Origin of the sequence: Bacillus cereus group sp. MYBK195-1 (genome assembly GCF_051916605.1) — a bacterium.
GTDB lineage: Bacteria > Bacillota > Bacilli > Bacillales > Bacillaceae_G > Bacillus_A > Bacillus_A cereus.
Genome location: NZ_JBQAGZ010000002.1, coordinates 50,840 through 65,403 on the forward strand (window position 1 = coordinate 50,840; position 14,564 = coordinate 65,403).

A 14,564-nucleotide genomic window follows, 5' to 3' on the forward strand; every position below is an offset into this window, starting at 1 on the left:
ACGATGTATGAAGAAAGTAAAGTGGACTTTATTAGGCGGCGTCGCAACGTTCGTAATAGCGATTGTACTCTATAAACTTATCGTGTTAGCTGGTGGCTATATGATGGATGAAAAGCAGCTCGTTTTCCACTCTTCATCACGTATTGTTGACCAGAAAGGGAAAGAGATTACGAAATTATATGTAGAAAATAGAGATCTCGTACCGATCGAGCAAATTCCGAAGTATGTGCAGCAGGCGTTTGTTGCGGTGGAAGATTCTCGTTTTTATGAGCATCAAGGGATTGATTATCCGTCTATATTCCGTGCTCTTTATAAAGATACGTTAGCTAGAGAGAAGGTAGAGGGCGGTAGTACCATTACGCAGCAACTCGCTAAAAACGTCTTTTTAACTCGTGAAAAAACATTTACGCGCAAATTGAAGGAAGTCGCAATTTCTCTTCAATTAGAGCAAAAATATACGAAGCAACAAATTCTTGAAATGTATATGAATCATATTTATTTTGGTCATGGGGCTTACGGTATTCAAGCGGCAGCAAAGTTATATTTTAATAAAAATGTTGAGGATTTAACAGTAGAGGAAGGGGCAATGCTTGCAGGCCTTCCGAAGTCACCAAACGGATATTCACCGTACTATTCTGCAGAGAAGAGTAAGGAACGCCGCGATCTAGTATTGTCACTTATGCATAAACAAGGCTATTTGACTGCCGAAGATAGCGTTCGTTATCAAGGAAAGACGATTGCTTTATATAAAAACTTAGACGAAAATGAGCTTGCATATATGCCGTATATTGATATGGTCATAGATGAAGCCGCTCGTTTATACGGGTTGTCTCATCAAGAAGTACTTCGCGGAGGATATACGTTTGTCGTACCTATGGATGAAAAGATTCAAAAGGTAGCATATAACCAGTTTCAAGATGCAAGGAATTTTCCTGGGAAAGAAGAAGGGGCGCAAGGTGCTTTCTTATTAATGGATAATCGTACGGGAGGGATTAAAGCGGCGATTGGGGGAAGAAAGTACGTCCCGAGAGGATTTAATCGTGTTTTTGCCAAAAGGCAGCCCGGATCTGTTTTAAAACCACTTCTCGTTTATGCACCAGCACTAGAAACGAAAAAGTATAATCCGTATTCTTTATTAACAAATGAAAGAAATTCTTTTGAAGGGTATGAACCTCGAAATTATAATCATGAGTATTCAAAAGAAATGACGATGTATGATGCGATTTTAGAGTCGGCAAACGTACCGGCAGTTTCTTTATTAAATGAGTTAGGGGTAGAAGAAGGAAAGCAATATTTAGAAAAAGGAAATGTCCATATTGCAGATGCTGGTTTAAGTACAGCGCTTGGGGGACTAAAAAATGGCGTTTCAACATTTGATCTTGTAAAAATGTATCGTTCATTTTTAGCAAATGGAAATATTATTGAGCCGCACGTTATTGATAAAGTATTAAACAGACACGGTGCAGTCATTGGGGAATCTCCAAAAGTAGAGACGAAAATCTTCTCGAAGCAGACAGCATGGTATATGACGAAAATGTTAGAAGGAGTTGTGAAGGAAGGAACAGCGAGAGCTGGTGTATATAACGGTGCGTTAGCTGGAAAAACGGGTACAACTTCATTGCCAAATGACGATAAGGGAGCAAGAGATATGTGGTTCGTCGGCTATACACCTAACTTAGTAGGCGCTGTTTGGATTGGTTATGATCGTACGGATAAGGAGCATCAGTTGCAAGGAGAAAGTGCATCTGCGACAAAATTGTTTAAGAAAATTTTAACGAAGGCTAATGTAGAACATAAAGAGAAGTTTATGAAGCCTGAAGGTGTGGAAACAATCGGCGCTCCGATTCGACTGCGCAAAATTGAAGATGTAAAAATGAAACTATCATTTAGCCCTTTCGGTTTATTTAAAGCAAAATTAAGTTGGACGCCACTTCCAGATAACAGAATTATGTACCGAATCTATAGAGTGGAGAACGGAATTCATACACATGTTAGCACTGTAAATGGTGCTGGGGAATATGAGGAAAAGTTCGTTAACATATTTTCAAAACCGAGCTTTTACGTTGTACCATATAATACACAAACGAATCGTGAAGGAGAAAAGTCAAAAGTAGCTAAACCATAGTTTTTCTCTGTGTTATAATAAGAATGTTGTGAAAATAGTAAGCGTTTTTAAGAATGTTTGTGTCAATTTAATGAACAACGTACATAATATTATGCATTTTGTTTTTACAAGCTGTATAGTAAAAAAAGATAAATATCGAACGTATTCGAAGCATTGGTAAGGAAGGGAGCAAGGGTCTTGGTAAGAACTATAAATGAGACATTTTTAAAAGCATGTAGGGGGGAACGTACCGATTATGTACCAGCATGGTATATGCGTCAAGCAGGTCGTTCACAGCCGGAATATAGAAAGATTAAAGAAAAGTATTCTTTATTTGAAATTACACATAATCCAGAGTTATGTGCTTACGTTACAAAATTGCCGGTTGATCAGTATAACGTAGACGCAGCAATTCTTTATAAAGATATTATGTCACCACTACCTGCAATTGGTGTGGATGTAGAAATTAAATCAGGTATTGGCCCAGTTATTGATAATCCAATCCGTTCTTTACAAGACGTAGAAAAACTAGGGGAAATCAATCCAGAAGATGACGTACCGTACATACTAGATACAATTCGTTTGTTAACGACAGAAATGTTAGACGTACCGTTAATCGGTTTTTCAGGAGCTCCATTTACATTAGCGAGCTATATGATTGAAGGCGGTCCATCTCGTAACTACCATAATACGAAAGCGTTCATGTATGCAGAGCCAAAAGCTTGGTTCGCTTTAATGGATAAACTAGCAGATATGGTTATTACATATTTAAAAGCGCAAATAAACGCAGGAGCAAAAGCAGTTCAAATTTTCGATTCTTGGGTTGGAACAGTAAATGTAGCAGATTATCGCGTATTTATTAAACCAGCAATGGAGCGTATTTTTGCAGAAGTTCGTAAGATGGGTGTACCGATGATTATGCACGGCGTAGGAGCTGCACACTTAGTGAATGAGTGGCACGACTTATCGCTTGATGTAGTCGGCTTAGACTGGCGCTTACCGATTGAAGAAGCACGTGCACGTGGCGTTCATAAGGCGGTACAAGGTAATATGGACCCTTCATTCTTACTTGCGCCATGGTCTGTTATTGAAGAACATGTAAAAGGTATTTTAGATCAAGGGATGAAACAGCCGGGTTATATCTTTAACTTAGGTCACGGTGTATTCCCAGAAGTAAATCCGGATACATTAAAACGTTTAACTACATTTATTCATGAATACTCTAAAGGGCAGTTAGCGAAGTAAAGGAGAATTGCTGTATGAAAAAGAAAATTGGTTTGCTTGTAATGGCATACGGAACGCCATATAAAGAAGAAGATATTGAACGTTACTATACACATATTCGCAGAGGAAGAAAGCCAAGTCCTGAAATGCTAGAAGATTTAACAGAGCGTTACCGTGCAATTGGTGGTATTTCTCCTTTAGCTACTATTACATTAGAGCAAGCTAAGAAGTTAGAGAAGCGTTTAAATGAAGTACAAGATGAAGTAGAGTACCATATGTATCTTGGCTTAAAACATATTGAACCGTTTATTGAAGATGCGGTCAAAGATATGCATAACGACGGAATACAAGATGCAATCGCACTTGTTCTTGCACCTCACTATTCTACGTTTAGCGTGAAATCATACGTTGGACGAGCACAAGAAGAAGCTGAGAAACTTGGAAACTTAACAATTCACGGCATTGATAGCTGGTATAAAGAGCCGAAATTCATCCAGTACTGGGTTGATGCAGTGAAAGGTATATATAACGGTATGTCAGATGCAGAGCGTGAAAAAGCAGTATTAATCGTATCTGCACATAGTTTACCAGAGAAAATTATTGCAATGGGCGATCCATATCCAGATCAATTAAATGAAACAGCGGATTATATCGCGCGCGGAGCGGAAGTAGCAAACTATGCAGTAGGCTGGCAAAGTGCAGGGAACACACCAGATCCTTGGATTGGTCCAGATGTACAAGATTTAACGAGAGAACTAAATGAAAAGCACGGTTATACTTCATTCATATATGCACCAGTTGGATTTGTTGCGGAACATTTAGAAGTTTTATATGATAACGACTTTGAGTGTAAAGTTGTAACGGATGAAATTGGTGCGAAATATTATCGTCCAGAAATGCCAAATGCATCGGACGCATTTATTGATTGTTTAACAGATGTTGTATTAAAGAAAAAAGAATCTGTACTGTAAGAAGAAAGGGGGAGCCTGCTTGAGGAAAAAAGTTGTGATCGTCGGCGGAGGCATCACTGGATTAACAGCAATGTATAACTTACAAAAAAATATTCATGAAAAAAACTTGCCGATTGATACATTACTTATAGAAGCATCGGGTAAACTTGGCGGAAAAATTCAAACCGTTCGAAAAGATGGTTTTACAATTGAGCGCGGACCGGATTCTTTCTTAGCAAGAAAAGAAAGTGCAGCTAGATTAGCGAGAGAATTAGGTCTTGGCGATGAAATTGTAGAAAATACGACTGGTCAATCATTTATCCTCGTAAAAAATCGGTTACATAAAATGCCGAGCGGATCAATGATGGGAATTCCAACGCAAATTACTCCGTTTCTATTTTCCGGGTTATTCTCCCCAATTGGTAAATTAAGAGCTGGTTTTGATCTGTTAATGCCGAGATCAAAGCCAGTATCTGACCAATCACTCGGACAATTTTTCAGACATCGTCTTGGAAACGAAGTGGTTGAAAACTTAATAGAACCGTTACTATCGGGTATTTATGCAGGGGATATTGATGAAATGAGCTTAATGTCAACATTCCCGCAAATGTATCAGATTGAGCAGAAACATCGTAGTATTTCGCTCGGTATGCGTACGCTCGCTCCGAAAAAAGAGAAAGCTGAACCGAAAAAGGGAATCTTCCAAACAGTGAAAACAGGTTTAGAATCTATCGTAAAATCTCTCGAAGTAAAGATGCATGAAGGTACGATAATAAAGGGAACTCGCATTGAAAAAGTTGCAAAACAGGGTGATGGTTATACGATTACTCTTAGTAACGGAAAAGAAATAGAAGCGGACGCCATCGTAGTGGCAACTTCGCATAAAGTATTGCCGTCCATGTTTGCTCAGTACAAGCAGTTTCGTTTCTTCCGTAATATTCCATCCACATCCGTTGCCAATGTCGCACTTGCTTTCCCAAAATCCGCAATCCAGCGTGATATTAATGGTACAGGATTTGTCGTATCACGAAATAGCGATTACACGATTACAGCATGTACGTGGACGCATAAAAAATGGCCGCATACAACGCCAGAAGGAAAAACACTCCTTCGCTGTTACGTTGGGCGTGCTGGTGATGAAGCGGTTGTAGAACAAACTGAAGAAGAACTCGTTCAGCTCGTACTAGAAGATTTACGAAAGACGATGGATATTACAGAGGATCCAGAGTTTACAATCGTAAGTCGCTGGAAAGAAGCGATGCCTCAATATACAGTAGGCCATAACGAGCGAATGAAACAGCTCACAACATTTATGGAGAAAGAGTTGCCAGGTATATACTTGGCAGGTAGCTCCTATGCTGGCGCTGGACTTCCAGACTGTATTAATCAAGGTGAGGAAGCTGCAAAGCGTGTATTATCTCATTTGGAGAAAGTAATAGATGCTGAATTAATCGCACAATAAACGAAACGCCTTCAATCATATTGAAGGCGTTTCGTTTGTTATATAAAATACTTATTCGCCAATAAACATATATAAGTTATTTGGCTTTATAACAGCATCTCCTGCATAAATAACCCACTCTGTTAAGTTATCAAAATCTAAATGATAACTATTTCCTTCACTCATATCTTTTATAAAATATGGTTCATTAATAAGTATTCCTTGAATGAAATCTTCCGTAACGTTTTGCATTTCAAACCACATATGTTCACTTTTTCCTTCTTCGTAGGAGACACCAAACTTAGCAAGGAAACGAAAATCTTCATTTGATTGTTCAATGTGAAAAATGTTGCTGAAATACCCGAAAGTATTTTTCGCATTGTAAGCCATACGATCGGTTTCACTATTTGTTTTATAGAACATGAGCCCTGTAGCTTCCTCGTGTTCTTTGAAAAAACTTTCAATATATTCTTCTGAAGTATTAAATTTGAATAAGAGAACGGATGGAGATTGATGGTATTCATCTCGGGCATCCATTCCGCCTAAGAATGTATTTTGTGCATCTATTGGTTGTAGTTTCACTTCTTCATCCTCGATTGAAGATAATTGGTCCATACTCGTTTTATGCCCTATATAAGATAATCCTTTTTCCCACGGAACAGCGACTGTATGTATAGAACCTTGCTGACTATGTGCGATAACGATAGGCTCATTCATAGGGACTTGTCCATTCTCAACGGCATTATTAGCAAATGTTTGAAAGAGATCGCTAATGCCGTAGTAGGAAGAAATGCGATTTGGAATAATTAACTCTATTTCAGTTACGCCTGCTCTTAAAAGACCATGTGTATGAAACCAATATTGCGTAGGCTCACCGTCTTTATCGTCTTCATAAACGGAATGAATAACGTATAAGTCAGGAATGTCAGGTAATAATTCATTTTCAACGTGATATTCAATATAGCTTCTAGATATCACTTTCATTGCTGCACTTGAATCGATTACAAATAACAAATCTGGGGCGAGATTCCATAAGAACTGTAACTGCTGGAAAAAGCAGTCCAGTACATCGCCTACAAATAGCGTACGATTGAAAATTTCAGTGCCGAAAGCTGCATCTTCAAAATTACGATCTACGATTGTAGAATCTTGTCTATTGTACATTTTATATCCTTCTGGATCGCTCGCCTCATCAATATGCAGTTCATACGGTATGACTGTTTCACCCATATGTAATTCAACAATAAGGCTTGTCTCATCACTATAAACAATTTTTAAATCATCAACTTTAGTAGCGATAGTTTCTAGTCGCTGTTTTAACTGCTCAATTGTAATTCTAGTTGGTATAACGGCAATCATATCTGAAAAATGACGTTCTAATGTTCCATTCATAGCTGCGCGGTATGTTTCTGTTTGCACTTCCATCCAATCACTCCTATTCAAATGAATTCATTTTACATGCCAATTAAATGTCGATATTTTCTGTTTTCTCTCTCTAACATTATAGAGTGCATTTGTAGAAGGTGTAAAATTATTATTTTGTATTATAGTTTGAAAGCGTGTAAATTAAATAAATCTTTTGTAAAATTTGTCGAAATATCATTCTATATAACGAATCATTTGTTATGATAGAAATGCTGAGAAAATATGAAATAGAGAGAGGAAAATGGCTGTGAAGAAATTGTTAAGTGTCTTTTTATCATTCATACTATTGCTTTCATTTACTGGAACTTTAGTACAAGCAGAAGAAACTACTTCTATGTCAGTAGAAAAAGCAATTCAAGTATTTAAGCAGCAAGGGAAAACGAAGGGGATTGTGGAAGGATATATTGTCGGATATACGCAAAGTTCTTCTAAATATACGAAGGATCCAGCTAAGTTTGATGATACAAACGTAGCAATTGCAGATTCGCCAAATGAAACGAATCCAGACAAAATCATGCCCGTTCAGTTGCCAAAAGGTGATGTGAGAACGGCAGTGAATGTAAAAGATCACCCTGAAAATATCGGGAAGAAAGTTAATTTGACTGGGACTCTTGAATTATATTTTAGTAACCCAGGTCTAAAATCAGTGACAGCTTATAAGTTTCAAGGTGAAGGCCAGAACCGTGTTAGCGATGTAGTAGCTTCACCGAACGGCGGAGAAGTTGCTAAAGGAACAGCGGTAACATTAACGACGAATACAGAAGGCGCAACAATCTACTATACGTTAGATGGCTCTAATCCTACTAACAAAAGTGTTCGTTATAATGGACAAATTGTAGTGAATGAAAATAGTGTAGTGAAAGCAATCGCAGAAAAAGAAGGACTTACTTCTTCAGCAATTTCGACATTTTCATTTATTATCGTAAATAATGAACAGGTTCGTATTCATGACATTCAAGGGAAATCACATATGTCTCCTTACAACGGGAAGAAAGTAAACAATGTGGAAGGCGTTGTCACAGCGCTTGATAAAAACGGCTTTTATATAGAAGATAATCAGCCAGATAATGATCCAGCTACTTCAGAAGGTATGTACGTATATAAAAAAGATGCGAATGTAGCAGTAGGAGATCTTATTCAAGTTGATGGAGTAGTAGAAGAATATGTTGGATCAGGATATGCAGAGCGATTTGAAACAGACTTAACCACTACAGAAATTAAGGCAAGTCGCGTTGCTGTAATCGCAAAAGATCAATCTTTGCTGGCACCGATTGTACTTGGGGAAAACGGTGTGAAAATCCCGGACCAGATTATTGATAATGATGCATTTGGTTTATTTGATCCAAATGAAGATGCAATCGACTTCTATGAAAGTATAGAAGGTATGCGTGTTACGATGCCAACACCAAAAATTATTACACCTCAGAAAAACGGAAATTTATATGTAACAGTAAAAAATGGTGGAGATAAAATAGTAACACAATATGGCACACCTCTATTAGATGAAAATCAATTAAACCCAGAGCGCCTTTCTGTAAAAGTACCTCGCGATTATGTAGCAAAAGTAGGAGATACTTTCACTGGAGATATAACAGGGGTAGTAGGATATGATTACGGTTCTTTCCGTATTTCGCCAATAACAGAACTGCCAGCTGTAGTGGATGGTGGATTTAAGCAAGTAGGGGCAAATATTCAGCCACGTCTTGATAAGTTAACGGTTGCTACATATAACATTGAAAACTTCTCAGCGAATAAAAAAGAAACAACAGATGAAAAGGTAAAAGCGTTAGCGTATTCTATTAAATACAACTTAAAAATGCCAGATATTATCGGTGTAGAGGAAATGCAAGATAATAACGGATCAATTAATGACGGTACAACAGATGCGTCATTAAGCGCAAAACGTATCATTGATGCAGTTCTAGAAATTCGTGGACCGAAGTATGAGTATGTCGAAATCGCTCCAAACAATAATCAAGACGGAGGAGCACCAGGAGCGAATATTCGCGTCGGCTTTTTCTATAATCCATCACGTGTGAAATTAGCGCCGGTACCGAAGTTACTTGATAAAAATGTTGTTCGTATTGGAGACGAAAATCCATTGTTTGAAAGTACACGTAAACCGCTAGCGGCAGAATTTATGTTCCAAGGACAAAACATTGTTGTCGTTGCAAATCACTTAAACTCAAAACTAGGAGATGCAACGCCATTTGGAAAAGTGCAGCCGCTCGTATTAAAGAGTGAAGACAAACGAATTCAGTTAGCGCAAGAAGTAAATCATTTCGTGCAAGGAATTCAGAAAAAGAATACGAATGCACCAGTTGTTGTGTTAGGTGATATGAACGATTTCGAATTCTCTAAACCACTAAAAACACTAGAGGGAACAATCTTAAAAGATATGTTAAACACAATGCCGAAAGAGAACCGCTACACGTACATTCATGAAGGAAATGCACAAGTGTTAGATCATATTTTAGTAACAAACAACATCGCACCGCACACAATTGTAGACCCAGTACACTTAAACTCAAACATTATGAAAGAACACGGACGTGTAAGTGACCACGACCCAGTACTTGCTCAAATTGATTTGAAGAAGGCTTCTTAAAGTGGGGAACGCTTAGGTGACTAAGCGTTCTTTTTTTTGCATCGTTATAGAATAGTATAAAGAGATGATTCCTTTTTTTGTAATCTAATGATAAAATTGATTGAATATTTAGTTTTTAAAAAGGAGGAAAACAATGCAGTTACAAATAAATGGAAAGGTAATGAATCAGTTTGCAATTTTTTTTAGTACGATCATCATGCTTCAGTTTGTAGCTGATATAACAGGACTTACAAGCAATCTAGATATTACGTATAACTTAATACATACAGCAGCTTCTTATATAACATTTAGTTTGGCGGTTATTTTCACTTTAATAGGTGCAAGGAGAGAATTAAGTAAATATGCAATTGTTTCATTATGTTTAGTAGTGGCGATTAAAGCAATTTATTTTGTAGCGATTGTTATTTTATGGGGATTGGCTGGTACGCCATAAGTGAATAGTAAATAAACCCTAATTTCCAATATAGTAAGGAAATTGGGGTTTTATTATACTTGAAACGCTTTTCTACACCGCTCTCTTTTTTGCAGTCTTCTTTTATATTTTTTTCTATCCCGCTTTACTCCTTGTATATACATAAGTAAGCTAACGAAAAGGAAGAAAGCACATTGCGTCATTAAAATATATGGTGACATGCCTTGCAATGGTTGTTTCGGATCATATAAATGAAAAGGTGCTCCGCCTATTGAAGGAAGTATTGTATTTAGCAGGACGTAAGGAATGGAGGCGGCTGCAAATGGAAAGAGAATTGCCATATAGTCTTTTTGTGACCATACAGATGCAGCAAGTCCTAAAAGGGCCATTAAACCTGCAAATAAAAAATTAATTCCGATATATACAGCAATGTAAGTGAGAGGCGCATCAAAATATAGGTTTGCGAACATTCCATCAGCATTTATGATGCCTGAACCAATCGTAGGTGTTCCGTCTGGAATGGTTAATTTGCAAAATAATAACGATAAGATGAATGGAAGTGTATAAAGAAATCCTCCGCAAAAAAAAGTAACGATATATTTCGCTACTGAATAAGGAAATATAGAAATCCCCTTACTCACAAACGGTTTAAAACCATCGGACTTATCCGAATTGTAACTTGTACTAAAGGGGAAACTCGCAATAACTGGCATTAATAATAAATAAACATCCATTTCATTGTCGCGAAATCCAATCCATTTTAAATCTGTTGATATAGGACCATTTGCTGCGTTTCCTAAATAACGAATTACATAATAATAGTGATAAATGCAAATAAGAACGAATCCACTAAGCATCATAATTAAAGAAATACGACTACAAAAAGCTTGCTTTATATTTAAACGAAGTGCACGCATCATGACTGAAAAAGCCTCCACTGTTTTGATAAACTTGTCTATTTTCTATATTACTATTAATTGTAAAGATTTTCTTGTTTTTTTATTTGATTATTTGAAAAAGAGGAATTTTGTTGTTGTGAAGTAAGGTTTAGCTGAAATTAATTTTTCTAAAATATGGTTGACAATTAAGTATTACATTTGTAATCTTAATTGTAGATTACAAATGTAATACTTAGGAGTGAAACAGACGATGACAAATCAATTACCTAAAATATCTGAAGCGGAATTAGAAATTATGAAAGTACTTTGGTCGAATTCTCCGCAAACAGCGAATGAAATTATAGAAGAACTGGAAGATGCAATGGACTGGAAACCGAAAACAATCCGCACATTAATTAATCGTTTAGTGCAAAAGGAAGCTGTTTCTTACCATCAAGATAAAGGGCGTATGTACGCTTATTACCCGTTAGTATCACAAGATAATTATTTGCAAGTGGAAACGAAATCTTTACTAAAACGTTTTTGCGGTGCAGCGTTTAAGCCATTACTTGTTAATTTCTTAAAAGAGGAGAAATTATCTTCAGAAGATATTAATGAATTAAAACGCATTTTAGATGAGAAGACAGAGGAGAATAAGAGGAAGGATCGATAAAAATGATAAACACGCTTATAAATGTATACCTTCCTCATTTTTTTGATTGGCTTATAGAAACGTCACTTATGGCTAGCATATTAGTCGGATTTATTTTATGTATAAAAGTTCTATTTAGAAATAAATTAACCCCCCGGTGGCAATATATGCTGTGGATCGTATTAATGATAAGACTCCTTTTACCGTGGTCGCCAGATAGCTCTTATAGCATTTACTCATTACTTTCTTATAGTTCTAGCGTATCGGAAGTTATTCCAAAAAATATGCCGGCTACTGAGAATATAGTGAACATAGAAAGCGACCGAAAAGTGGAATTGGAATCAAATTCTAAAATGGTGACAAAAACTAGCGAACCGGAAGTAAAAGTCAGTTCGGAAAAACAGACTACATTTTCTTTATACAAACTTGCTTTGTATGTGTGGCTAGCTGGGGTAATCGTATTAGCAGCCACCACGTTTCTTACAAATAGACGTTTATATTCTTACATAAAGAAACAACCGGATATTACGGACGAACAGGTCACTACAGTGTTTAATCGCTGTAAGCAGTCTATGAAAATGAAGAAGGCAGTTTCATTACGTCTTGCAGGAAAGATTGCAAGTCCAACGGTTTTTAGTTTCTTTCGCCCGAAAGTATTACTATCAAAAAAACATATGAAAGTATTAAATGAACAACAATTACAATATGTCTTTTACCATGAGTTAGCTCATATTAAGAGAAACGATGTAGCTGTAAATTGGATTATGTACAGTTTAATCCTATTAAATTGGTTCAATCCAATTCTTTGGTACGCCTATTTTTGTATGCGAGAAGATCAAGAATTAGCCTGTGATGCATATGCACTTACTTTTATAGATAAAGAGGAACAAATTGCATACGGTCATACAATTATTACCCTTTTAGAACACTATTCCTATCAAGTACCAAGCCTAGCAAATTTAAGTAGAAATAAACGATCACTAAAAAGGAGAATCATTATGATTAAAAAATTCCAAAAGAAATCGTATCGTCTTTCTTTACTTGGAGTTATTGTCATAGTTGCTATAGCATCTCTTTCTTTATTCAACGCACGTGCAACGGAAGGGAAAGAAAAACAAAAGGATAAAGTAGAGCAGTCAAAGGATGCTTTCCAAAATGCTGTAGATATGCTGTTTGGTACAGAAGAAAATGCAAAAAAAGAATATAGGTATTCAGCAAGAGTGTATGAAAATAAGACAGATTATTTATATTTAGCTGAAAAGGCTTTAACAACAGATGAGTTCCAACAGTACATAAAATTGTATAAAGAAATTATTAATATACAGAAAAAAGGTGCTCCGAGAGATTCTGACTACGAGTCAATATTTTTTAGGGAAGAACGTTTAACAGAAGCTGATCGTGAAAAATTATATGCACTTTATGATCAATCAAAACCGTTTAATGACAAAGTGGAAGAATCTTTAAATTACACGGTAAAGGAAGCGCAGGAACATGTAGATTTTCAAATTAAGAAGCCAACTTACACAATTGAAGGCTACGATCTAAAGGATGAAAAGGTAAGTTGTTTTATTAAGAGAAGACCCGAGTTAATTATAGAATTAGAGTATACAAACGGAAAAGGAAACTATACAACTTATCAATCACAAGTATTTGGAGAAAGTAAAGATCCGTTCCATGCTTTATTTGTTGTAGAAGAAAATATTGAACAGTACGAATTAGAAGGTAATCAAATATTCTATGCGACTCATAACTCGGATAGGAATTTACAAGGTATGAAGATGATTGTTCCAGCAAAAGGGAAAAATCGTGCATACCAAATCGTTATTATTAATCATAGTTTAGAGAACCCAGGAGAAGCAGTATTCGATAAGAATGTAAATAAAGAAGAATTAGAGAAAATTATGCTTTCTATGTTGAAATAGCAAAAAGGTGTTCTTAAGATGTATATCTCTAGAACATCTTTTCCTTTTCTCTTTTCTTCTGATAAACTATGGAAAGTATGATATACACTGACTGGAATTTTTTTATACTGGAAATAATAAAAAGAGAACTTGTATAGAATGTAAGCGTGTGGTAATATCAAAGATGTACTGATTGACTATATTATCCAATTGGTCATTTTTGGAGGTGACAATGTGGCGATAGATCGAAAACGTTCTATTATTGAAGCTGCAACAAAGTCTTTTTCAGCGTTCGGTTATAAAGCAACAACGATGGATCAAGTAGCGAAGTTAGCGAATGTAGGAAAAGGAACGATTTATACTTTTTTCAAAAATAAAGAAGAGCTATTTGGTGAAATTATTTCTAATTTAATTACAGAAATGAAGCAAGTTGCAGAAAATGCAATTCGTTCAGATGTTTCATTTTTTGAAAATGTACATAGAGCATTATATAGCATCTTGGAATTTAGAAAAGAACATCAGCTCATGATTAAATTAATTCAAGAAGAGCGCGATATGGGAACGAAAGAAGTACAAGAAGTTATGCAACAAGTTGATGTGGAAATCGTTTCTGTTATTCAATCGTATTTAAAGATTGCGATTGAAAAAGGTGAAATTAGCAAATGTGATCCAGAAATTACAGCATTTATTATGCTTCGTCTATATGTATCGCTTATTTTTGATTGGGAAAAAAATCATGAACCGCTAGAAAAAGAAAAAATTGCAGAGTTATTTGAACTTTATTTACTAAAAGGATTGTCAAACTAAGATAATCCTTTTAATTTTATAAAAAATGACCAAATGAACAATACGGTCATATATTTAAGTTAAGAGGGGATATAGAAAAATTATAATCATAATAAGAAAAAGTTGCATAGTAATAAATTCGGGGATAAGGCATATGTATGAACAAGTATAGCCTTTTTGTTT

At 36.0% G+C, this 14,564-nt stretch carries 11 protein-coding genes; 9 read left to right on the forward strand and 2 right to left on the reverse strand.

Annotated features, from left to right (window positions below; genetic code table 11):
- Nucleotides 1–7: 7 nt before the first annotated feature.
- From ACTFRY_RS09885 to hemY, 4 genes are all read left to right on the forward strand, one after another.
- Nucleotides 8–2,125 (forward strand): transglycosylase domain-containing protein, encoded by a 2,118-nt coding sequence (locus ACTFRY_RS09885; protein WP_098616901.1) that lies wholly within the window; start codon nucleotides 8–10, stop codon nucleotides 2,123–2,125.
- Nucleotides 2,126–2,302: 177 nt separating this feature from the next.
- Nucleotides 2,303–3,349 carry a uroporphyrinogen decarboxylase gene (gene hemE / locus ACTFRY_RS09890; protein WP_098616900.1) on the forward strand — a complete coding sequence of 349 codons (1,047 nt, stop codon included), beginning with the start codon at nucleotides 2,303–2,305 and terminating at the stop codon, nucleotides 3,347–3,349.
- Between the two features lie 14 nt (nucleotides 3,350–3,363).
- A complete protein-coding gene (gene hemH, locus ACTFRY_RS09895) occupies nucleotides 3,364–4,299 on the forward strand; it encodes a ferrochelatase (RefSeq protein ID WP_000726774.1) in 936 nt (311 codons plus the stop codon).
- 19 nt (nucleotides 4,300–4,318) lie between these two features.
- Nucleotides 4,319–5,740, forward strand: a complete 1,422-nt coding sequence (hemY, locus tag ACTFRY_RS09900; protein WP_098616899.1) for a protoporphyrinogen oxidase — start codon at nucleotides 4,319–4,321, stop codon at nucleotides 5,738–5,740.
- 51 nt (nucleotides 5,741–5,791) lie between these two features.
- Here hemY and ACTFRY_RS09905 read toward each other — a convergent pair whose 3' ends face one another.
- Nucleotides 5,792–7,144, reverse strand: coding sequence for a DUF4026 domain-containing protein (locus ACTFRY_RS09905; protein WP_098616898.1), 1,353 nt, complete (start codon nucleotides 7,142–7,144; stop codon nucleotides 5,792–5,794).
- A gap of 241 nt (nucleotides 7,145–7,385) precedes the next feature.
- On the opposite strand from ACTFRY_RS09905, the gene ACTFRY_RS09910 reads away from it, so the two are divergent.
- Together ACTFRY_RS09910 and ACTFRY_RS09915 are read left to right on the forward strand one after the other, a co-directional pair.
- Nucleotides 7,386–9,752 carry a DUF6359 domain-containing protein gene (locus tag ACTFRY_RS09910; RefSeq protein WP_098616897.1) on the forward strand — a complete coding sequence of 789 codons (2,367 nt, stop codon included), beginning with the start codon at nucleotides 7,386–7,388 and terminating at the stop codon, nucleotides 9,750–9,752.
- A gap of 133 nt (nucleotides 9,753–9,885) precedes the next feature.
- The gene (locus tag ACTFRY_RS09915; RefSeq protein ID WP_086410590.1) at nucleotides 9,886–10,185 is read left to right on the forward strand and encodes a hypothetical protein; all 300 of its coding nucleotides are present in this window, start codon (nucleotides 9,886–9,888) and stop codon (nucleotides 10,183–10,185) included.
- 53 nt (nucleotides 10,186–10,238) lie between these two features.
- Here ACTFRY_RS09915 and ACTFRY_RS09920 read toward each other — a convergent pair whose 3' ends face one another.
- On the reverse strand, nucleotides 10,239–11,084 hold the full coding sequence (locus ACTFRY_RS09920; protein WP_098581007.1) for a hypothetical protein: 846 nt from the start codon (nucleotides 11,082–11,084) through the stop codon (nucleotides 10,239–10,241).
- Nucleotides 11,085–11,313: 229 nt separating this feature from the next.
- Between ACTFRY_RS09920 and ACTFRY_RS09925 the strand changes: the two genes are divergently transcribed.
- The 3 genes from ACTFRY_RS09925 (at nucleotide 11,314) to ACTFRY_RS09935 (ending at nucleotide 14,402) form a co-directional block, all read left to right on the forward strand.
- On the forward strand, nucleotides 11,314–11,715 hold the full coding sequence (locus ACTFRY_RS09925; protein ID WP_000184503.1) for a BlaI/MecI/CopY family transcriptional regulator: 402 nt from the start codon (nucleotides 11,314–11,316) through the stop codon (nucleotides 11,713–11,715).
- Nucleotides 11,716–11,717: 2 nt separating this feature from the next.
- Nucleotides 11,718–13,616 carry a M56 family metallopeptidase gene (locus ACTFRY_RS09930; protein ID WP_098616896.1) on the forward strand — a complete coding sequence of 633 codons (1,899 nt, stop codon included), beginning with the start codon at nucleotides 11,718–11,720 and terminating at the stop codon, nucleotides 13,614–13,616.
- A gap of 213 nt (nucleotides 13,617–13,829) precedes the next feature.
- Nucleotides 13,830–14,402 (forward strand): TetR/AcrR family transcriptional regulator, encoded by a 573-nt coding sequence (locus ACTFRY_RS09935; protein ID WP_000963378.1) that lies wholly within the window; start codon nucleotides 13,830–13,832, stop codon nucleotides 14,400–14,402.
- Nucleotides 14,403–14,564 lie beyond the last annotated feature (162 nt).

What these genes read in the sequence shown, in the direction of transcription:
- ACTFRY_RS09885 (WP_098616901.1), top strand. Translation starts at nt 8, where the DNA reads ATGAAGAAAGTAAAGTGGACTTTATTAGGCGGCGTCGCAACGTTCGTA.
- ACTFRY_RS09905 (WP_098616898.1), bottom strand. Translation starts at nt 7,144, where the DNA reads ATGGAAGTGCAAACAGAAACATACCGCGCAGCTATGAATGGAACATTA.
- ACTFRY_RS09925 (WP_000184503.1), top strand. Translation starts at nt 11,314, where the DNA reads ATGACAAATCAATTACCTAAAATATCTGAAGCGGAATTAGAAATTATG.
- ACTFRY_RS09920 (WP_098581007.1), bottom strand. Translation starts at nt 11,084, where the DNA reads ATGATGCGTGCACTTCGTTTAAATATAAAGCAAGCTTTTTGTAGTCGT.
- ACTFRY_RS09910 (WP_098616897.1), top strand. Translation starts at nt 7,386, where the DNA reads ATGGCTGTGAAGAAATTGTTAAGTGTCTTTTTATCATTCATACTATTG.
- ACTFRY_RS09930 (WP_098616896.1), top strand. Translation starts at nt 11,718, where the DNA reads ATGATAAACACGCTTATAAATGTATACCTTCCTCATTTTTTTGATTGG.
- hemH (WP_000726774.1), top strand. Translation starts at nt 3,364, where the DNA reads ATGAAAAAGAAAATTGGTTTGCTTGTAATGGCATACGGAACGCCATAT.
- ACTFRY_RS09915 (WP_086410590.1), top strand. Translation starts at nt 9,886, where the DNA reads ATGCAGTTACAAATAAATGGAAAGGTAATGAATCAGTTTGCAATTTTT.